This is a genomic window from Streptomyces sp. NPDC107562, assembly GCF_055657325.1.
In genome coordinates this window covers 89,283-110,093 of sequence record NZ_JBVKBE010000002.1, presented here as the reverse complement: position 1 = coordinate 110,093, position 20,811 = coordinate 89,283, and the positions used below count along the sequence as shown (strand labels likewise).

At 72.3% G+C, this 20,811-nt stretch carries 14 protein-coding genes; 11 read left to right on the top strand and 3 right to left on the bottom strand.

Features of this window, described 5'->3' with window-relative positions:
• The first annotated feature begins 294 nt into the window (after positions 1–294).
• The 5 genes from ACZ7LV_RS06310 to ACZ7LV_RS06290 all read left to right on the top strand — a co-directional run bounded on the left by ACZ7LV_RS06310 (position 295) and on the right by ACZ7LV_RS06290 (position 5,989).
• Positions 295–894, top strand: a complete 600-nt coding sequence (locus tag ACZ7LV_RS06310; protein WP_471936345.1) for a TIGR03086 family metal-binding protein — start codon at positions 295–297, stop codon at positions 892–894.
• A 139-nt stretch (positions 895–1,033) separates the two neighbouring features.
• Positions 1,034–1,750, top strand: coding sequence for a GntR family transcriptional regulator (locus tag ACZ7LV_RS06305; protein WP_471936343.1), 717 nt, complete (start codon positions 1,034–1,036; stop codon positions 1,748–1,750).
• Entirely contained in the window at positions 1,747–2,655 is a 909-nt protein-coding gene (locus tag ACZ7LV_RS06300) for a dihydrodipicolinate synthase family protein (RefSeq protein ID WP_471936341.1), read from the top strand. The genes ACZ7LV_RS06305 and ACZ7LV_RS06300 overlap by 4 nt, the downstream gene beginning before the upstream one ends.
• Positions 2,652–4,382 carry an L-arabinonate dehydratase gene (araD, locus tag ACZ7LV_RS06295; protein WP_471936339.1) on the top strand — a complete coding sequence of 577 codons (1,731 nt, stop codon included), beginning with the start codon at positions 2,652–2,654 and terminating at the stop codon, positions 4,380–4,382. The genes ACZ7LV_RS06300 and araD overlap by 4 nt, the downstream gene beginning before the upstream one ends.
• Before the next feature lie 149 nt (positions 4,383–4,531).
• On the top strand, positions 4,532–5,989 hold the full coding sequence (locus ACZ7LV_RS06290; protein ID WP_471936337.1) for an NCS2 family permease: 1,458 nt from the start codon (positions 4,532–4,534) through the stop codon (positions 5,987–5,989).
• A 71-nt stretch (positions 5,990–6,060) separates the two neighbouring features.
• On the opposite strand, the gene ACZ7LV_RS06285 is transcribed toward ACZ7LV_RS06290, so the two are convergent.
• Both ACZ7LV_RS06285 and ACZ7LV_RS06280 read right to left on the bottom strand, forming a co-directional pair.
• Complete coding sequence (locus tag ACZ7LV_RS06285; RefSeq protein ID WP_471936335.1) at positions 6,061–7,512, bottom strand: peptidoglycan D,D-transpeptidase FtsI family protein; 1,452 nt, start codon at positions 7,510–7,512, stop codon at positions 6,061–6,063.
• A gap of 97 nt (positions 7,513–7,609) precedes the next feature.
• Positions 7,610–8,383 carry an IclR family transcriptional regulator gene (locus tag ACZ7LV_RS06280; RefSeq protein WP_471936333.1) on the bottom strand — a complete coding sequence of 258 codons (774 nt, stop codon included), beginning with the start codon at positions 8,381–8,383 and terminating at the stop codon, positions 7,610–7,612.
• Positions 8,384–8,532: 149 nt separating this feature from the next.
• Between ACZ7LV_RS06280 and ACZ7LV_RS06275 the strand changes: the two genes are divergently transcribed.
• A complete protein-coding gene (locus tag ACZ7LV_RS06275; RefSeq protein WP_471936331.1) occupies positions 8,533–10,062 on the top strand; it encodes an aldehyde dehydrogenase (NADP(+)) in 1,530 nt (509 codons plus the stop codon).
• 212 nt (positions 10,063–10,274) lie between these two features.
• Here ACZ7LV_RS06275 and ACZ7LV_RS06270 read toward each other — a convergent pair whose 3' ends face one another.
• Positions 10,275–13,646, bottom strand: a complete 3,372-nt coding sequence (locus tag ACZ7LV_RS06270; RefSeq protein WP_471936329.1) for an ALF repeat-containing protein — start codon at positions 13,644–13,646, stop codon at positions 10,275–10,277.
• Positions 13,647–14,179: 533 nt separating this feature from the next.
• On the opposite strand from ACZ7LV_RS06270, the gene ACZ7LV_RS06265 reads away from it, so the two are divergent.
• The 5 genes from ACZ7LV_RS06265 (at position 14,180) to ACZ7LV_RS06245 (ending at position 20,732) form a co-directional block, all read left to right on the top strand.
• Positions 14,180–14,671, top strand: a complete 492-nt coding sequence (locus tag ACZ7LV_RS06265; RefSeq protein WP_471937754.1) for a hypothetical protein — start codon at positions 14,180–14,182, stop codon at positions 14,669–14,671.
• Positions 14,672–14,727: 56 nt separating this feature from the next.
• Positions 14,728–16,941, top strand: coding sequence for a S1 family peptidase (locus ACZ7LV_RS06260; RefSeq protein WP_471936328.1), 2,214 nt, complete (start codon positions 14,728–14,730; stop codon positions 16,939–16,941).
• Between the two features lie 113 nt (positions 16,942–17,054).
• Complete coding sequence (locus ACZ7LV_RS06255; RefSeq protein ID WP_471936327.1) at positions 17,055–19,013, top strand: DNA/RNA non-specific endonuclease; 1,959 nt, start codon at positions 17,055–17,057, stop codon at positions 19,011–19,013.
• 39 nt (positions 19,014–19,052) lie between these two features.
• A complete protein-coding gene (locus ACZ7LV_RS06250) occupies positions 19,053–20,093 on the top strand; it encodes a hypothetical protein (RefSeq protein WP_471936326.1) in 1,041 nt (346 codons plus the stop codon).
• Positions 20,094–20,123: 30 nt separating this feature from the next.
• Complete coding sequence (locus ACZ7LV_RS06245) at positions 20,124–20,732, top strand: DUF1349 domain-containing protein (RefSeq protein ID WP_471936325.1); 609 nt, start codon at positions 20,124–20,126, stop codon at positions 20,730–20,732.
• The last annotated feature ends 79 nt before the right edge of the window (positions 20,733–20,811 follow it).

Below are 20,811 nucleotides of genomic sequence, written 5' to 3'. Positions count from 1 at the left end.
GCGGAGCCGGGTCGTCGAGCGTCACGGAAGCGGGCGGTGGGGGAGGAGTCGGGCCAGGACCGCTCCCGCCACGAGCCCGGCGGTCCTGCCCGGTCATCTTGGTCCTGGGGGGCTTGGGGCCGGATCGGGCGGGTGTCGTTGTTCGGGGGGCTCGGATTCGGATCGGGCGGGTGTCGTGGTCCTGAGGGGCCTCGGTGCCGATCGGGAGGGTGCCGGGGGAGCCCGGTCCGGGACCGATGACTTTCGCGGCCGCGGTGGGTCCACCTTCCAGGACACCACTTCGAGGAGCACCCGATGACCGACCCGACCACCCCCTTCGACCTCGGCCCGCAGACCCGGATCGTCGCGGACATCGCCGCCGGAGTGACCGACGACCAGCTCGACGACCCGACCCCGTGCCCCAAGATGGCGGTGCGCAACCTGCTGGGGCACCTGGTGGGGCTCTCCGTCGCCTTCCGGGACGCCGGGCGCAAGGCCCTCGGCCCGACGACCGACACCGACCCCGGCCAGGCCCTTCCGGACGTCGGCCCCGACTGGCGCGAGGAACTGCCCAAGGTCCTCGACGAACTCGCCGACGCCTGGCGCGACCCGGCCGCCTGGACCGGGATGACCCGCGCGGGCGGCGTCGACCTGCCCGGCGACCTCGCGGGGGTGATCGCGGCCGACGAACTGCTGATCCACGCCTGGGACCTGGCCCGGGCCACCGGCCGGCCCTACGCACCGGACCCGGCGGCGCTGCGCGCGTCGTACGGCTTCCTGCTCGCGGCGGCCGAGGAGACGGACCGCGACGGGAGCCTCTTCGGTCCCGTCGTCGCCGTCCCGCGGGACGCGCCGCTGCTGGACCGGGCGGTGGGGCTGAGCGGCCGGGACCCGGGGTGGCGCCGCGCCGGGTGACGCCGAGTCGGTGACGCCGAACTCCGGCGACCTGCCTGTGCCGGAGGCATTGACGAATCACAGGGGCGCTCCTACCTTCAACGCGTCATACGTCGTACGTCATATATGAGACGTGATACGCGAGATCCGAGAGGCGCGCATGACCTCTGTGCCCACGCCGATCCCCTCCCGCACGCAGTACGTGCTGGAGGAGATCAAACGCCGTATCCTCACCGGTCGGCTGACGCCCGGTCAGGCACTCGTGGAGACCGACCTCGCCGCGCAGTTCGGGGTGTCGAAGACCCCCGTGCGCGAGGCGCTCAAGACGCTCGCCGGGACCGGACTGGTGGTGATGAGCCAGTACAAGGGCGTCACCGTGCGCATGGTGGACGCGGACATGGCGCGCGAGGTCTACGACGTGCGGCTGCTGCTGGAACCGGAGGCGCTGCGGCGCTCCGTACGGCGTGGTGCCGCCCTCGACGCCGCGGCAGCCGCGCTCGCCCGCGCCGACGAGGCCGCCGACGCCGCCGAACGGTCGCTGGCCAACCGGGAGTTCCACCGCGCCCTCTACCTGCCCTGCGGCAACCCCCTGCTCGGCCGGATGCTCGACGAGGTCCGCGACCAGGCCGCCCTCGTCTCCGCCGTCGCCTGGGCGGCCGACCCGTCCTGGGAGCGGGAGGCCGCCGAGCACCGGGAGATCCTCCGGCTGGCCCGGGACGGGGACGCCGACGGCGCCGCACGCGTCCTGCACGCGCACATCGCCTCCTTCGTCGCGCGTGCCTTCCCCGACGCCGACGCCGACGCCGACGCCGACGCCGACGCCGACGCCGGTGACGGGGTCGCGGTCGGGGCCCGGGGAGAGGGCGGCCCGGCATGACCGCGACCTTCGAGACCCAGCGCGAGGCCCTTGCCGACGTGGTGGCGATCCCGGTGACCCCCTTCGCCGAGGACGGCTCCGTCGACCCGGACACCCACCGCGCCCTGCTGCGGCGGCTGCTCGACGGCGGCATCAGGACGCTCACGCCGGGCGGCAACACCGGCGAGTTCTACGCCCTCACCCCGCGGGAGCGCCGCCTCGTCACCGAGCTGACCCTCGCCGAGGCCGGGGACCGCGCGGTGGTCCTGGCCGGCGTCGGACACGACGTGCCCACCGCCGTCGCCGACGCCCGGCACGCCCGGGAGCACGGCGCCCGGATGGTGATGGTCCACCAGCCCGTCCACCCCTACGTCTCCCAGCACGGCTGGGTCGACTACCACCGCGCGATCGCCGACGCCGTCCCGGAGCTGGGCGTGGTCCCGTACCTGCGCGACGCGCGGCTGCACGGCTCCCGCTTGGCCGAACTCGCCGACGCCTGCCCCAACGTCGTCGGCGTCAAGTACGCCGTCCCGGACGCCGCCCGCTTCGCCGCGTTCGCCCGGGACGCGGGGCTCGAACGGTTCGTCTGGGTCGCCGGCCTCGCCGAGCCCTACGCCCCGTCCTACTTCTCCGCGGGCGCCACGGGCTTCACCTCCGGCCTGGTCAACGTCGCCCCGTCCGTCTCGCTGACCATGATCGAGGCGCTGCGCTCCGGCGACTACCCGGCCGCCATGAAGGTCTGGGAGCAGATCCGCCGCTTCGAGGAACTGCGCGCCGCGAACGGCTCCGCGGACAACGTCACGGTCGTCAAGGAGGCCCTCGCGTCCCTGGGGCTGTGCCGCCCCGACGTCCGCCCGCCCGGCAGACGGCTGCCGGCGAGCGGGCGCGCCGAGGTCGCCGCCATCGCCGCCGGGTGGGCGGCATGACCGCCCGGAAGCTCCCGGAGGAGCTCAGGAGCCACCAGTGGTACGGCACGGAGGGCCTGCGCTCCTTCAGTCACCGCGCCCGGACCCGCCAGCTCGGCTATCTGCCCGAGGAGCACCTGGGCAAGCCCGTCGTCGCGATCCTGAACACCTGGTCCGACATCAACCCCTGTCATGTGCACCTCCGCGAACGTGCCCAGGCGGTCAAGCGGGGCGTCTGGCAGGCGGGCGGCTTCCCGCTGGAGTTCCCGGTCGCCACGCTCAGCGAGACGTTCCAGAAGCCGACCCCCATGCTCTACCGCAACCTCCTCGCCATGGAGACCGAGGAACTGCTGCGGTCGTACCCGGTCGACGGGGCGGTGCTGATGGGCGGCTGCGACAAGTCCACGCCGGCCCTCCTCATGGGGGCGGCCAGCGTCGACCTGCCGACCGTCTTCGTGCCCGCCGGGCCGATGCTGCCCGGCCACTGGCGGGGCGAGGTGCTGGGCTCGGGCACCGACATGTGGAAGTACTGGGACGACCGGCGCGCCGGCCTCATCGGCGACTGCGAACTGGCCGAACTGGAGAGCGGCCTGGCCCGCTCGCCCGGCCACTGCATGACGATGGGCACCGCGTCCACCCTCACCGCCGCCGCCGAGGCGCTCGGTGTGACCGTGCCCGGCGCCTCCAGCATCCCGGCCGTGGACTCCGGGCACGACCGGATGGCCGCCGCGGCCGGCCTGCGGATCGTCGAACTGGTCCACCAGGGCCGCACCTTGAGCGACATCCTCACCCGCGACGCCTTCGAGGACGCCGTCACGACCGTCCTGGGCCTCGGCGGCTCCACCAACGCCGTCATCCACCTCATCGCCATGGCGGGCCGGGCGGGCGTCCGGCTCACCCTCGACGACTTCGACCGCGTCGCCCGCACGGTGCCCGTGCTCGCCGACGTCCGCCCCGGCGGCCGCAAGTACCTCATGGAGGACTTTCACTTCGCCGGCGGCCTGCCCGGGTTCCTCTCCCGCATCCCGGACCTGCTCCACCTGGACCGGCCCACCGTCTCGCACGACACCCTGCGCGAACAGATCGCCGGCGCCCAGGTGCACGACGACGACGTCATCCGGCCCCGTGACAACCCGGTCGCGCCCGAGGGCGGCGTCGCCGTCCTGCGCGGCAACCTCTGTCCGGACGGCGCCGTCATCAAGCACATCGCCGCCTCGCCGCACCTGCTCCGGCACAGCGGTCCCGCGGTCGTCTTCGACGACTACCGGACCATGCAGCGGACCATCGACGACCCGTCCCTGGACATCACGGCGGACAGCGTGCTGGTGCTGCGGGGCGCCGGGCCCAAGGGCGGCCCCGGCATGCCCGAGTACGGCATGCTGCCGCTGCCCGCCCATCTGCTGAAGCGGGGCGTCCGGGACATGGTGCGGATCTCCGACGCCCGGATGAGCGGCACGAGCTACGGCACCTGCGTGCTGCACGTGGCGCCCGAGTCCCACGTCGGCGGGCCGCTCGCCCTGGTCAGAACCGGCGACACGATCACCCTCGACGTCCCCGCACGCACCCTGAGCCTCGACGTGGACGACGCCGAGCTGGCACGCCGCAGGGCGCGGTGGACGCCGCCGCCCGTGCGGTACGAGCGCGGCTACGGGGCGCTCTACACCGAACAGATCACCCAGGCGGACACCGGCTGCGACTTCGCGTTCCTCGCACGACCGGGCACCGTACGGGACCCGTACGCGGGCTGAGGGCACGAACCCGTTCGGGTCGCGGGCCGTCCCCGGCAGGTCGGCCGAAGCCGATTCCGTAACACGGGGAAAACCTGAAAGCGGTCGGGTGTAGGAACAATCCAGCCAGCGTTCGTACATCGATCATTCAGGCGTCAGGGAGTTCAGCCATGTTCGAACTGAAGAAGGCGACCGACCGGCCAAGTGGGCCGTCGGCGCCGGGGAACGGGGTCGACCGGTTCTTCAGGATCTCCGAACGGGGCTCCACCGTCGGCCGGGAGATACGCGGCGGTCTCGCCACGTTCTTCACGATGGCCTACATCCTTGTCCTGAATCCCCTCATCCTGGGCAGCGCCGAGGACAAGTACGGCCACCAGCTCGACCCCGTCCAACTCACCACCGCCACGGCCCTGGTGGCCGCCGTGATGACCGTCGTCATGGGCGTCGGCGGCAATCTGCCCCTCGCCCTCGCCGCCGGACTCGGCCTCAACGCCGTCGTCGCCTTCCAGATCGCCCCGCTGATGAGCTGGGCCGACGCCATGGGCCTGATCGTCGTCGAAGGCCTGCTGATCTGCGTCCTGGTGGTGACGGGCCTGCGCGAGGCCGTCATGCACGCCATCCCCCAGGCACTGAAGCAGGCGATCAGCGTCGGCATCGGCCTGTTCATCGCCTTCATCGGCTTCGTCGACGCCGGTTTCGTCAGCCGGATCCCGGACGCCGCCAACACCACCGTGCCCGTTCAGCTGGGCGGCTCCGGCACGCTCACGGGCTGGCCGATGCTGGTCTTCTGCCTCGGCGTGCTGCTGACCGTCGGACTGCTCGCCCGCCGGGTCAAGGGCGCCATCCTGATCAGCATCGTGACCATGACGGTCGTCGCGATGGTCGTCAACTCCCTCGCCGACATCAAGACCTGGGGCCTGACCACACCCGCCTGGCCCGACCAGGTCGTCGACAGCCCCGACTTCGGCCTGATCGGTGACTTCGACCTGTTCGGCGCGTTCAGTGAGCCCGGCGTCGGCGTGGTCACCGTCGTGCTGCTGATCTTCACGCTGATCCTGTCCGACTTCTTCGACACCATGGGCACGGTCGTCGGCGTCAGCACGGAGGCCGGGCTGCTCGACGAGGACGGCAAGGTCCCGCACCTCGGTCGCGTCCTGCTCATCGACGGCGCGGCGGCCGTGGCCGGCGGCGCCGCGTCCTCCTCGTCCGCCACGTCCTACATCGAGTCGGCGGCCGGCGTCGGCGAGGGCTCACGCACCGGTTTCTCCAACCTCGTCACCGGCGGCCTGTTCGCCCTCGCCCTCTTCCTCACCCCGCTGCTCACCATCGTCCCGCTCCAGGCGGCCGCCCCTGCCCTGGTCGCCGTCGGATTCCTGATGATGACCCAGGTCAAGCAGATCGACTGGGACCGCTACGAGATCGCCGTACCCGCGTTCCTGACCATCGCCGTGATGCCGTTCACCTACTCGATCACCAACGGCATCGGCGCGGGCTTCCTCGCCTACGTCGTCATCAAGACGGTGCTCGGCAAGGCCAAGGAGGTCCACTGGCTGCTGTGGGGGACCTCGGCGCTGTTCCTGATGTACTTCGCGATCGACCCGATCGAGCAGCTCCTCGGCGTCGGGTGAGGCGAGGGGGACGCGGGAACGAGGGGACGCGGGGACGCGGCGGGGGCCACCCTGCCGGTCCCCCCGGCCCCTTACCGCAGCGCGGCCTCCATGACGGCCTTGGCCACCGGCGCGGCCAGCCCGTTGCCGCTGACCTCGGAGCGCTCCGCGTCCGACTGCTCCACCACCACCGCCACGGCGACCTCCTTGTCCGAGGAGTCGGACTTGGCGTACGAGGTGAACCAGGCGTACGGCGTCTTGCTGTTGTTCTCGCCGTGCTGGGCCGTACCCGTCTTGCCGCCGACGGTGGCGCCGGAGATCCGCGCGTTCGTCCCCGTGCCCTCCTCGACCACCGTCCGCATCGCCGACTGCAACTGCTCGGCGGTCTGCGAGCTGACGATCTCCTTGCGGGAGGCGTTGTCGTCGTAGTCCTCCAGCACGTCGCCGCTGTGGTCGGTGATCTTCGACACCATGTGCGGCTCGACCAGCTCGCCGCCGTTGGCCAGCGCCGCGGAGACCATGGCGATCTGGAGCGGCGTCGCGGTCACGTCGAACTGCCCGATACCGGACAGCGCGGTCTGCGCCTTGTCCATGTCCTTCGGGTAGACGCTCTCGTACGCGCGCACCGGCACGTCCTGCTCGCTGTCGTTGAACCCGAACTTCTCGGCCATCTCCCGGACCTTGTCCTGGCCCAGGTCGACGGCCATCTTGCCGAAGACGTTGTTGCAGGAGTACTGGAGCGCCACCCGGATCGACGCGTCCTCACAGGGCGCGTTCGGGTTCTCGTTGGTGAGGTTGCGGGAGGACTGCGGCAGCGGGTACGGGTCGGGGCTCTTCGTCCTCTCGTCCACCGAGGAGTACAGCCCGTCCTCCAGCGCGGCCGCCGCCACCACCAGCTTGAAGGTGGAGCCGGGCGGCAGCGGCTGGCGCAGCGCCCGGTTGGTCATCGGCTTCTCCTCGTCGTCCTCGGTGAGCCGCGTCCAGACCTCCGAGTTGCCCGCGGTGATCTCCGACGGGTCGTACGACGGGGTGGAGACGACCGCCAGGAGCCTTCCGGTCTTCGGGTCGATGGCGACCGCGGCGCCCTTCTTGTCGCCGAGCGCCTCGTACGCCGCCCGCTGGGTGTCCGGGTCGATCGTCGTGATCACGTCACCGGGGTCGGCGCGCTTGTTGGTGACCGTGTCCATCACGGTCTTCAGCCGGGTGTCGGTGCCGTCCAGCAGCTCCTGGTAGACGCCCTCCAGCTGGGTGGCGCCGTACACCTGTGAGCTGTAGCCGGTCACCGCCGCGTACAGCGCGCCGTCCTCGTAGGTCCGCTTGTATCTGAGGTCGCCGCCGGTCGTCCGGGCCGAGCCGGTCACCGAGTCGCCGGCCACGACGATGTTGCCGAGCGGCTCGCTGTACAGCTCGATCGCGTTCCGTCGGTTGTCCTTGTCGTCCGCGAGTGCCTGGCCCTCGTAGAACTGCACCCAGGTGGCCCTGACCAGCAGCACCAGCACCAGGAGCAGCGTGAAGACCGCAGCCCGCCTGATCGTCCTGTTCATTCCGCTGAAGAAGACGAGCGGCACCGGCCGGAACGTTCCCTTCCGTCCCGCTTTCTCATCCGCTCCTCAGAAAACGGCGTCCCGGCGGCCCGGCCGGTCACAGCCTGCGCGTGGCCAGCGTCAGGCGGTCGCGGGCGTCGAACAGGGCGTCCTTGACCATCTGCTCGTGGGCGGGGGTGAGGCGGGCCACCGGGATCGAGCAGCTGATGGCGTCGCGGGCCGGGGTGCGGTAGGGGATGGCCACGCCGAAGCAGCGCAGCCCGAGGGTGTTCTCCTCGCGGTCGACGGCGTACCCCTGCTCCCGTACCAGGTGCAGCTCCTCGATGAGCCTCTCGCGGTCGGTGATGGTGTGCTCGGTCAGCGCCGGCAGCGTCTCCGGCAGCAGTTTGCGTACCTGCTCGTCGGAGAAGGTGCTGAGCAGCACCTTGCCCAGTGAGGTGGAGTGCGCGGGCAGCCGACGGCCGACGCGGGTGAAGGGGCGCAGGTAGTGCTGCGACTGACGGGTGGCGAGGTAGACGACGTTGGTACCGTCCAGGCGGGCCAGGTGGATGGTCTCCGTGGTGTCGTCCGACAGCCGGTCCAGGGTGGGCCTGGCCACCGCGACCACCTCGTCGCCGTCGATGTACGACGTCCCGACGAGCAGCGCCCGGACGCCGATGCCGTACCGCGTGCCCGTGGCGTCGGTCTCCACCCAGCCGAGTTCGACGAGGGTGCGCAGCAGCATGTACAGGCTCGACTTGGGGTAGCCCACGGCCTCCTGCACGGCGGCCAGCGAGTGCATGCCGGGACTCCCCGCGAAGTACTCCAGCAGTTCCACCGTCCGCACCGCGGACTTGACCTGCGCCCCGCCGCCTGTCTCGGCTGCCGACATCGCCCTTGACCCCTTCGTTCGACGGGAAACCAGAGTTATAGTCTCCCTCGTATTCACGATCAGAGACAGCGTTCAGTATATCGAACAGCGCTGGTCCGTGACGTGGTGCATCACCTACGTACTGCGGCAAGACATCTGGAGGGACCCCGGTGGCAGCAGCACCAGTCTGGAGTGTCGACCCCCGTACCGGGAAGCAGCGGGAACAGGTTGCGGTGGAGGCCACAGCCCAGGAGGTGGACACCACCGTCCGTGCCGCGCACGCCACCCGTGACGCCCTCGCCGACCGGACCGTCCGGGCCGCCTTCCTGCGCACCGCCGCCGACCAGTTGGAGGCGGCCCGGGACGGACTCGTGGAGACCGCCGACGCCGAGACCGCGCTCGGCCCCGTCCGGCTGACGGGCGAACTCGCCCGCACCTGCTACCAGTTGCGGGCCTTCGCCGACATCGTCGACGAGGGCGCCTTCCTGGACGTCGTCATCAACCACCCCGACGCCACCGCCACCCCGCCCGTCCCCGACCTGCGCCGTCACAAGGTGCCGCTGGGTGTCGTCGCCGTCTACTCCGCCTCCAACTTCCCCTTCGCCTTCTCCGTCGCCGGTGGTGACACCGCCAGCGCGCTCGCGGCCGGCTGTCCCGTCGTCGTCAAGGCCCACCCCGACCACCCGGGCCTGTCCGAACTGGTCGCCAAGGTGCTGCGCCGAGCCGCCCGGGAGCACGGCATACCCGACGCGGTGCTGGGCCTCGTCCACGGCTTCGAGGCGGGCGTGGAGCTCATCGGGCATCCGCTGGTCGCGGCGGCCGGGTTCACCGGCTCGGTACGCGGCGGGCGTGCCCTCTTCGACGCGGCGGCCGCCCGCCCCGTCCCGATCCCCTTCCACGGCGAGCTGGGCTCCCTGAACCCGGTGCTGGTCACCGAGGCGGCGGCGGAGGAGCGCGCCGAGCAGATCGGCGGCGGGCTCGCGGGCTCCATGACGCTGGGCGTCGGGCAGTTCTGCGTGAAGCCGGGACTGGTGCTCGCGCCCTCCGGCGCGGCGGGCGACCGGCTGGTGAAGTCGCTGACCGAGGCGGTCAGCAACACCGATGCGGGCGTGCTGCTGGACCACCGGATGCGCGACAACTTCGTCGCCGGGGTCGCCGAGCGGGCCGCGCTCGACGGCGTCGAGTCGCCCGTGACGCCGGGCGCCGGCGGGGAGCACACGGTCAGCGCGGGTTTCCTCACGGTGCCGGCCGAGAAGCTGGCCCGCGAGGGGGCGCACGACCTGCTCCTGGAGGAGTGCTTCGGGCCGGTGACGGTCGTGGTCCGCTACGAGGACGAGAGCGAGGCGACGGCCGTGCTCTCCCGGCTGCCGGGCAACCTCACGGCGACGGTGCAGCTGTCGGCGGAGGAGGCCGCGGGACAGGGGCGCGGGCCGGAGCTGCTCGCGGAACTGACGCCGCTCGCGGGGCGCGTCCTGGTGAACGGCTGGCCCACCGGCGTCGCCGTGGCGCCGGCCCAGCACCACGGCGGGCCCTACCCGGCCACGACCTCGACGTCCACCTCCGTCGGCGGCACGGCGATCGAGCGGTGGCTGCGGCCGGTCGTGTACCAGGGGGCACCGGAGGCGCTGCTGCCGCCGGAACTGCGGGACGACAACCCGCTGGGCCTGCCCCGGCGGTTCAACGGCCGTCTGGAGCGCTGAAGCGAGAAGGAGCGCCGAAGCGAGCAGGCCACCCTCGGCGCCGCGCGTGAGCGCGGCGGGACGGCCCGGGATCCGGCCACTCCCGGCCCGGCGGCCGTCGGGGCGGCAGTGGCCGGCAGCACGGATCCTCCCGTCGGCCTCGACGGGCGGCGACCCGACGTGGTGTCCCGGGCGGGGGACCCGTGTGGCCGCCCGGGACGCCGAGACGGCCGTCAGAACATCGACGACAGCCCGCTGGTGATCGAGGAGACCAGTTCCTTGCCCTCCTCCGCGACCCGCTTCACCGCGGGAGCCACCCTCTTGGCGACCGGGGTGATCCACCGGGACTGGCCGTAGGTGACCAGGCTCAGCGCGGTGCCGCCCGCGGCCCACATGAACTCGCTGCTGGTGAAGCCGTGTTCGATGCCGGTGAACAAGGTGCTCAGCGCGCCGGCGCCCATGGCTATGCCGCCGAAGACGGCGGCGGCCGGGACACCGACGACCGCGAACGGGGGAAAGACGAGGCTGGCGACCCCGAGGCCGGCGGAGATGAAGCCCGCGCCGATGCTGACGTAGTTGAAGGCGTCGGCCCACCAGCCGGCGTCCGAGTACCACTCGTCGTTGTCTCCGCCGCTGCCGTTCTCGTTGACCTCGTCGTGGGTGCCGCTGTCGGCCGGGTCCCTGCCGTTGTCCCGGTCCTCCTGCGCCTTCTCGGCGGCCTCGCGGGCGGCCTCGCGGGCCTCCTCCTGCCGCTTCTGGACGACGATGGCGCGCGCCTGGTTCGCCGCCGCGGCCGCCGTGGCCGCGTCCCGGCCGGCCGCGAGTTCGGACTGGCGCGCGCTCGCCGCGGACGCCTGGGCGCTGTAGGCGGAGTTCAGCGCCGAACGGGCCGCGTCGATGGCCCTGTTCGCGGAGTAGTTCGCCGAGCGGGAGGCGCTGCGCGCCGTCGACGCGGCAGCCGAGGCCTTGTTCGCGGAGGTCTGCGCGTCCGCGGCCGACCTGTCCGCCGCGTCGGCGTTCTGCCGGGCCTGGTCGGAGTACTGGCCGGCCTTCGCCCCCGCGGCGATGGCCTTGTCCGCCCAGTCCTGCGCCTCCTCGGCCGCGTTGCGTGCGGTCGCCGCCACCTGCGACGCCAGTGCCGCGGTCTGCTGCGCCGCGTAGGCGGTCCTGGCCGCGGCGGCGATCGCCCCCTGGATCGCGGCGACGTGGGTGGCGGAGTCGTGGTCGAGCTGGGCCGAGGAGTACTGCACCACCTGGACGAAGTTGCGGCGCATCCACGTCGGCCCCTCCAGGGCCACGTCCCCGTACGCCTTGGTGTATTCGCCTCCGTTCGCCACCGAGGTCGCCGTCTCGACCGCGTCGTCCTCCCGGACGGCGGCCGGGTAGGTGCGGTCGAAGAAGTCCTGCAACGCCTCCGGGGTGTTCTTGTCCAGTGCGTCGTTGGCCGCCTCGGTGACGGCCCGGCCGGGCTTCTGGTCGAGGATGCGGCCGATCTGCACCCGGTTGTCGTCCTGCGAGGCCCGGATCACCCCGGAGGTGAGGAAGTCGCCCACCGCCGTGGAGCTGCCGCTGGCCAGCGCCGCGTGCGCGGCCGCCGCGATGGCGGGGTTGGACACCTGGGCGATGTACAGGACGGTCTCGCGGTCGTCCTGGTTCCGGGCGACCGCCCGGTCGAGGTCGATCCAGGAGAACATGTCGTCGTCGCTGCCGGAGAGCGCGAACTGGGCGGCCTCCCGCGTCCACGCGCCCTTGGCCTCCAGCAGCCCGGTGGCGGCCTTGCGGCCCAGTGTGGCGGCGAGTGACAGGTCGCCGTCCGTGAACAGGGCCTTCTCGGCCGCGCTGATCAGGTCCTTGATCGACTGATCGGTCTGCGCCTCCTGCGCCCGCTTGTTCGCGTACTCGGCCTGCTCCTCCGTCTCGATCTCGGCCAGCAGCCGGGCCTCGTCCAGGCCCTGCAACCGCTCCTGCTCAAGGCGCGCCAACTCGGCGCTCCGGGCCGCCTGGGCGACCGCGACGGCGTCCGTGACGGCCTGGGTGGCGGTGTCGGCGGCCTTGACGGCCTCGCCGGCGTGGGCGGTGGACTTGTTCGCGAAGTCGATGGCCTTGCCCGCGTTCGCCACGGCCTCGTCGACGGCGTCGGCGGCCTTCTCGGCGTGGGCGGCGGCGGAGTTGGCGGCGTCCCGGGCGACGCGCGCGGCGGTGGCCGCCGTGTTGGCGAGGGCCTGCGCGCTGGAGGCGGCGTTGGTGGCGCGGTTGGCGGCGGCGGTGGCGATGGCGGCCTGGCGCTTGGCCTCGGCGGCCTGCGACTGCGCGGCTCCGGACGCGGCGGCGGCCTGCGCGGCGGCGGTGGCGGCGGCCGCGGAGTTACGAGCCGCGGAGGCGGCCGAGGCACTGGCGCTGACGGACTGGGCGCAGGCGGCCCGCGCGTAGTCGGCGGCCTTGGCCGCGGTACGGGCCTTGGCGGCGGAGTTGCGGGCCGCGACCGCGGCGTCCTTGGCCGCCTGGGTCTTGCCCGCGTCCTTGGAAGCGGCGATGGCCGCGTTGTAGGCACGGGACGCGGCTCCGCCGGCGGCCGAGGCGGCCTGGGAGGCGGCCGTGGCGGCCCAGGAGGCGCGGCGGGAGGCGTTCACGGCCGCGTTGGAGGCGTTGATGGCGATACGGGCGGCGTTCGCGGCGCCCTTGGCCGCGCCGGCCGCCTTCCGGGCCGCCGCGGCGGACTTCTGTACGTCCTCCTTCGCGGCCTCGGCCTCGGCGGCGGCCCTCTCCGCCGCCTTCTTCGCCTCGGCCGCGGCGGCCAGGGCCCGCTCGGACGCCTCGACGGCGAGGTCCGTCTCGGCCTGGGCGCGCTTTCCCTCCCGGTCGACGACGGCGACGAGCTCCTCGATGGTCGCCCGCTCCTGGTCGCGGGCACGCGCGATGTGCTGGCCGGTGTCGAGGAACCACTGGATGTCCGTCGCGCTGCCGTTCAGGGCGCGGTCGGCGTACTTCTGCACCTCGGGTCCGGCGTTGACCAGCATGGTGGCGACCAGGAGCTGCGAGTCCTCCAGGCGGGCGGAGTACTGCCCCTCGGTCAGGAAGGACTCCAGCGCCGCCCGCGTGCCCGCGTCCAGGGCTGCGGACGCCTCGCGCCGGACGGCCTTTCCGCCGGTGGCCGACAGGGTGGCGGTGGCGACCTGGAGGTCTTCCAGGAGCGCCGACTCGTATCCGCCCTGGAGGAAGGCGGCGATGGTGCCGTCACCGCCGTCGAGTGCGGCGGTTGCCTCGCGGCGCAGGCCCTTGCCGGAACGGGCCAGGTAGCCGGCGATCGCGACGCGGTCGTCCTCCGTCGTCACCTTCGGCAGGGTCTGGCCGAGGAAGACCTGGATGTCCGCGTCGGTGCCGAACAGCGCGTCGGCGGCTGCCGCCTTGGTGGCCCTGCCACCGGTCATCCATGCCCTGACCACCTTGGCCCGGTCGGTGTCGGGCAGGGTGAGCGGATCGGCCGCGGTGGCCTGTGCGCCGGCGGCGCGGGCCACGGGCGTCCACGCCAGGGGGGTGGCGGCGGCGGCCGTGACGGCGGCGAGCGAGCCGAGAAGCCGTCTGCGACTCCAGAAAATCGTCTGCATAGGAAATTGCCCTCGTGGTCTCTGCCGGTGAGGCAGATCGGCGATCACTGACACGGCAGGCTTCCCCCGCATGCCCGGGCAGTCATATGTGGCCCCCGTGAGGCGTATGCGTTGCCTGCGCAATGACGTGACCATACCAACGCGGGTTCACGACGCAATCAATTTGGGGCCGCGAACGAAATCAGTCCGAGAAGTGCGCGGCATGACTTCTTTGTCGTTTCTTTGCAAGAGCCCCTACAACCATTGGAGTTGTGTGGCGAGGGTCACAACTTGCCCTCAACTGCCGTCCGTTTTGAGGCTGTTGGCGGAGTGGACAAAGCCAGGGAAGCAAGGTGGCATAGAGCGGGGAAGGCGGCTGCCCAAATTTTTGGGGGCTTTTTTGTACGGGGGAAAGACGATTCCTTCACGCATGCCTTGAACCACGTTACGGACATCTTTTTGGAAGCAACGATTTGAGGAAAGTGATGAAGTCGCGCATCACATTTGCGGCGCAGCTGAGCCGGTTTGCGATACAGCAACGACGCGGGAGATTCCTGACCCGCGCCCTGGGCGCCGCGGCGGTGGGCGCCCTGGCATGGGCCGCCCTGGCGGCCGGCCACCCCGGTGGGTCCCACGCCCCGGCAGGCACTGCCGCGGTGGCCGACGAGGCTCCGGGTTACGCGGTCGAGGACTTCGACTACCCGCAGGCGGACAAGATCCTCACCGAGAAGAACATCCTGCTCAAGCGGGGCGACGGTCACATCACACTCGCCGACTGCGCGAGCGGCACCGGGCAGTTGGAGGTCCAGGCCCGGGACCGGAGCAAGGTCTGCTTCGACGTCAAGGGAAACTCCGGCTGGCTGACCCTTGAGCTGCCCTCGGTCTACCTCATCCGGGGCAACGACTACACGACCGAGGCGGACATGACGGTCGGTACCGAGCAGGAGTCGTACGACATCGCGAAGAACGCCTGGACCCCCGTGGGCGAGAGCGCGGACGAGCAGGCCCGTGAGTGGACGCTCCTGGAGCTTCGGACCTCCAAGTAGCGCCCCGCCGAGCCCTCCTGTCCGATCCGTCACCACCCACCCAGGGGAACCACTTCATGACCTACGCCAGACCCGTGCGCCTCGTCGCACTGGCCGCCGCCCTGACCTTCGGCTCCGCCGCGCTCGCGGCCGGTTCCGCCGCCGCCGTCACCGGCCCCGCCGTCCCCGCCGCCGACACCACCTACGCCTACACCGCGCAGATCGTCGTCGGCGACCACGACCGCGGTTGCTCGGGTGTCCTGGTCGACCGCGAGTGGCTGCTCACCGCGGCCAGTTGCTTCGCCGCCGATCCCGCCACGAGCCTGACCGTGCCCGCCGGCAAGCCGGCCACGAAGACCACCGCCGTCATCGGCCGCTCCGACCTCACCGGCACCGCCGGCGCCGCCCGCGCCATCGTCGAACTGGTCCCGCGCACCGACCGCGACGCGGTACTGGCCCGTCTCGACCGCCCCGTCACGAACGTGTCCCCGATCGCGCTGGCCACCACGGCGCCCACCGCCGGGGAGAGCCTCGGCCTGGCCGGCTACGGCCGCACCGCCACCGAGTGGGCACCCCTCAGCCTGCACACCGGGACCTTCACCGTCGACGCCGCCGCCGCCACGACCGCCTCGGTCACCGGCACGAACGGCACGGCCGCGTGCAAGGGCGACACCGGCGGACCGCTGGTCCGCGGCAGCGGCGGCACGGCCCGACTGGCCGCGCTCGCCAGCCGGTCGTACCAGGGCGGCTGCTACGGCATCGACACCACCGAGACCCGCACGGGCGGCGTCGTCACGCGCGTCGACGACCTCGCCGCCTGGGTGAACTCCACCACCGGCGCGGTCCGCGTCACCGACTTCAACTGCGACGGCGTCGAGGACATCGCGATCTCCGACCCGCGGGCGACCGTCGGCGCGGTCGGCGCCGCGGGCCTGGTGCGGATCGTCTACGGCGGGGGCAAGGGCACCGCCGAGATCAACCAGGACCTCGACTGGGTTCCCGGCGGCGCCGAGGCCAGCGACTGGTTCGGCGAGTCCCTGGACACCGTCGACTGGAACGAGGACGGCTGCACCGACCTGGTCGTGGGCACCCCGGCCGAGGACATCGGCAGCGCGGCCGACGCCGGCATGGTCGACATCCTGCACGGCGCCCCGGGGGGCCTCGGCACCGGCGCGGTCAAGAACACCCACTTCGAGGAGGGCTCCGGCGCCGGCTCCCTGGCCACGGCGGTCGCCCAGGCCGGCGACCGGTTCGGCGACTCCGTCGCGGCCGGCGTCACCGCCGCCGGCAAGCCGTTCCTGGTCAGCGGCGCGCCCGGGGAGGCCGTCGGCGGCCTGGCGAAGGCCGGCGCCGCCTTCTACCTCCACGGCACCACCAGCATCGTCTTCCACCAGGACAGCGCCGATGTGCCCGGCGGCGCGGAGGCGAACGACGGCTTCGGCGGCTCGGTCGCGGCCGACCCCAACTTCTTCGCCGTCGGCGCTCCCGGTGAGGCCATCGGCGAGGACGCGGGCGCCGGCAACCTGGCGGTGTTCAGCCACACCCTGACCGCCGCGGGCCTGCCCACCCCGAAGTTCGGGCTCGACCAGGACCTCGACACCGTCTCCGGCGGCGCGGAGGCGGGCGACCAGTTCGGCTACTCCCTGGCCCTGGCCCCGTACCGCCCCTCCGGCGCGGCCGCCGCCACCGACTCGATCCTCGCGGTCGGCGCCCCCGGTGAGGACCTCGACGTCGACGGCGTCTCCAAGGCCGATGCGGGCACCGCCCTGACCTTCCGTGTCACCGCCGCGGGCACCGTCACCCAGCTCTACGGCATCTCCCAGGGCACCGGCGAGGACGACGTGACCGGCACCGGGGAGGCCGGCGACCGCATGGGCACCACCGTGACCGCGATCAACACCGCCCCGCGGGCCCTGAGCACCACCGCCACGATGAAGCTGGCCGTGGGCGCCCCCGGCGAGGCCATCGGCACGGCGGCCAAGGCCGGCGCGGTGCACACCTTCTCCCTGCTGGGCGCCCCGGGCGCCAACGACCGGTGGCTGGAGGCGGGTGACGGCGACGGCATCCCCACCGCGCCCGGCGCCGACCAGCAACTGGGTTCGAGCATCCGCTACACCGGCACCAAGCTGTACGTCGGCCTGCCGCTGGGCCCCAGCACCTACGGCACCCTGTACGCCCTGCCCCTGTCGAACGTGACCGCCGGCGGCGCCGTCGCCCCCGTCACGACCTACCAGCCCGGCGCGGGCGGCCTCCCGGCAGCCGGCGACCGCTTCGGCTACGCGGCGCGGTAACCCACTCCGGCGGCACCACCCCGGCGCTCGGCGTCGGGGTGGTGCCGCCGTCATGGCTGGTCAAGTTCCCCTGAGGCACCGCCCGTTGTCCGGTGCCCCCTGCGAGGAGAGGTATGACGATCAAGCATGCGACACGACCTGGACGGCCTGGACGCATACGCGTCAGATCGGTCGTACTGACCCTGCTGACCGTGGTGACGGCGGGGCTCGCCACGCCCGGCGTGAGCCATGCGCAGCAGAGGGCGGAAGCGCAGCCGCCGCAGGTGGGCAGGGTCGACGCGGCGGACCCGTCGGCGACCGCGCCCCTCATCGGGACCAGCGCTCTTCCGGCGGACTCCGGGGAGCACTGCGAGCCCACGCCCGCACGCTCGAAGGAACGCCGGGCGGGTGCCGCCGAGGCATGTGTGCGCGTGAGCCCCGCCCCGGCCAGGAGCACGGCGACACGACAGAAGACCCTCGCCGCGGCCGCCGTCGACGCCGGCAGCTGCGACCTCACCCACCCCGGCAGCTACAGCTACGAGCGCTTCTCCTACTGCGTGACCGGCATCAACGTCACCTACGTCCTGCGCGACACCAACGGCGCGGAGCTGGGCCGCGGCGTCCTGGAGGTCTCCACCGGCGGTGACCTCTCGGCGACGGCCACGACCTGGAGCGAGCAGGTCTCCGTCACCATGGTCGGTGCCACCGGCCAGGTCACCGCGCTGAACGCCAAGTTCCGCGCCTCCTGCGACGCCGGCTGCACGGCCACCAAGTCCGCCCCCTGGTACGGCGGCGGCATCGCCCTCGGCCAGACCCTGACCGGCACCGTCACCTACTCCGCACCCCGGACGACGGGTTCCTCCGCCTCCTTCTTCACGTCCTACGCGATGTACGTGACGTCCCCGGGCGCGACGGCGACCGACCCGAACGCGTCGTGGAAGAACGCGCGTCAGATCAGGTGCGACGACGCGGTCGGCGGCACGTCGGTGGCGGGCTGTGCCGTCCCCTCCGTCATGGCCGTCGTGCCGATGAAGGCGACGAGCGCGGACGCGGGCGGCGCCGTGGCCGCCTACGGCTGGGCCCAGAACCACCTCGACGGCGCCTGGGGGAAGACGGGTAGACCACTGACCCGGTCGACGAGCGGCGTGGCCGGCCGCACCGCCGCCAGCTGCGGGGGCTTCACGGCCCAGCCGGAGCTCGTCGACGCCGACACCTGCGCGGACTTCCCCTTCGGGGAGGCGAAAGAGGGCGGTGCCCCCGGCGACCGGTGCGTCGAGGTGATCCCCAACCTCGGCAACGGCGAATGGGACACGTACATCTTCAACGACAGCCGTGACATGGACCCCGCCGCTCCCTGCGTGCAGTCCCACGTCACCCCTGCCGAGAAGCAGTTCGCCGACGCGCAGCTCGCCGACGGCTTCAGGGACCAACGGGTCATCGACGCCGACCAGTTCGAGCTGACGGTCTCGACGCCGGACACCGGCCCGCAGGCCCGCTGTCTGAACGACCCCCCGCCGGCCGGCTCGATTCCCAACGGCGACGGCTGGTTCAAGAACACCACCGAGGCGGTTCCCCTCATCCAGCAGACCGTCCCGGCGGACGGGGCGGGCCTGCGGCCGACCCAGGCGCAGGCCTGCCTCGGGAAGGGCATCGGGAGGGGCACCGGAACCCAGAAGGAGATCACCGGCTGGAAGGACGCGGAGGCCTTCAAGGCGGCGAACAATGTCACTTCCGGGCTGTCCCGGTGTCATCTCATCGCGAGCATCCTCGGCGGGAAGGGGACGACCCTGGTGACCAAGTACAACCTCGTCCCCTGCTGGCAGTCGGGGATGAACACGGGCACGCCCAGCATGCGGACCTACGAGTCCATGGCGCAGAGCATGGTCAAGGACCCCGCCTCCAGCCTCGGAGTCGACGACGCGATCTTCTACCAGGTGACACCGGTGTACAGGGACGCCAACAGCACCATCCCGGTGGGGGTCACGATGAACGCCACCGTCGAGCGGGCGAACGGGACGACCGAGGAACTGTTCCCCAACGTCTTCATCCCCAACACCCTGGCGGACACCCTGCAGTACAACCTCGGTAACTGACCGACCGTTCTTCACCAGCGCGCGCCAACGGGAGCCCGAATGAGTTTCACCACCCCACCGAGGCCGGTCGACGTGACCGCGCTCTTCCCTCAACTGGCCCCGCTGGCGCGCACGGCGACCCGGCTCCATCCGCGTCCCGGGTCGCCGACCGTTGCCGACAGCTCCGTCGGCGGGCCGCTGCTGTGGCCCGCCGACGAGCCGTGGCCGTACTGCGACGAGCCGCACGACAGGCGCGTGGCGCCGGTGGTCCACTCACCGGACGACATCCGGCTCCACCGCCGTGTCTGCGCCGCGTCGGCCGAGCGGCTGCACCTCGACCCCGAGGCACCCCGGTGGACCCCCGAGGAACGGGAGACGCTGGAGCGGATCAGCGCGGGCCGCCCGTGGTTCGACGGCCCGGTCCCCCTGCTTCCCGTCGCCCAGCTGTACGCCCGCGACGTGCCCTTCCCCCGCCCGCCCGACGCGGATCTCCTCCAGGTCCTGTGGTGCCCCTTCGACCACGCGATGGCGCACCCCCGGACCGCCCTCTCGTGGCGCTCCTCCGCCACCGTCACCGAGGTCCTCGACGCACCGCCCGAGCCGCCGGTCATCCAGCTCGGCCACTACCTCCCGGAGCCGTGCCTGCTCTCACCGGAGCAGGTCACCGATTTCCCCAACCCCATGGAGCTGGGCAAGGAACTGCGCGACCAGGTGGACGACATGAGCCGCTGGGAGGCGGTCGACCCCGCGCTGTACAGCTCGTACGCGGAAGATCCGCAGGAGCTCTACTTCACCAACCTCTGCCACGCCCCCGGCTGGAAGACCGGCGGCTGGACCCGCTGGGGCCTGACCGACCCCGTCGACCGCTCCTGCCCCGAGTGCGGGACGGAGGCGGTCCCGCTGCTCACCATCGCCTCGGCGGAATGGGACTCCGTCGGCGTGACCTGGATCGCCGAGGAGGAAGGGACGGCCCCGGCCCCGCCTCCCCTGGGCGCCCGGGACGGCAACTTCACCTTGATCGACATCGTCGGGGGCTACGACCTCCAGCTCCATGTCTGCCCGGCCGACCCGTCCCACCCCCACATCGAGCTGGTTCAGTAGCGGACGCCCGGGCTCTGAGAAGATCTGGCCATGGACATGGAACTTCCCGAAGTGCCCTTCCCCCTGCGCAGTTACGGGCCCGACGGCAACTGGGCCTTCGAGGACGGTGTGCTCACCGGATGGGCCGGGGCGCGGCAGGACCGGTTCGTGCCGCCCACCGGGGAGGCGCTGGAGCCCGCCGCCGACGCGCCCCGGCTGCTGGGGGCGCCCGAAGGGGACTTCCAGCTGATCGCCCGGGTGACGGTCGGCTTCAACGCGGCCTTCGACGCCGGGGTGCTCTACGTCCACGTCGGCGCGCGGGAGTGGGCCAAGCTCTGCCTGGAGTACTCCCCGGACGTGCCGACCGTCTGCACGGTGGTCACCCGCGGCCACTCCGACGACGCCAACTCCTTCACCGTGGAGGGCAGTTCCGTCTGGCTGCGGGTCAGCCGCACCGGCCGCGCGTTCGCCTTCCACGCCTCCCGGGACGGCGAGCGGTGGACCTTCGTCCGGCTGTTCACGCTGGGCGGGGAGAAGGAGACGGGCGCCGCCCTGGTCGGGTTCATGACGCAGTCGCCGACGGGGGAGGGGTGTGTGGTGACCTACGACCACATCGCGTTCCGGCCCTTCTGGCCGCGTGAGCTGCGCGACGGCAGCTGAGCGCGCGGGCCGGCCGAGGCGCCCCCGGGAATGAACGGGAGCTCTTGAACGTTCACGTACCGGCGGAGAGGGACTCCGC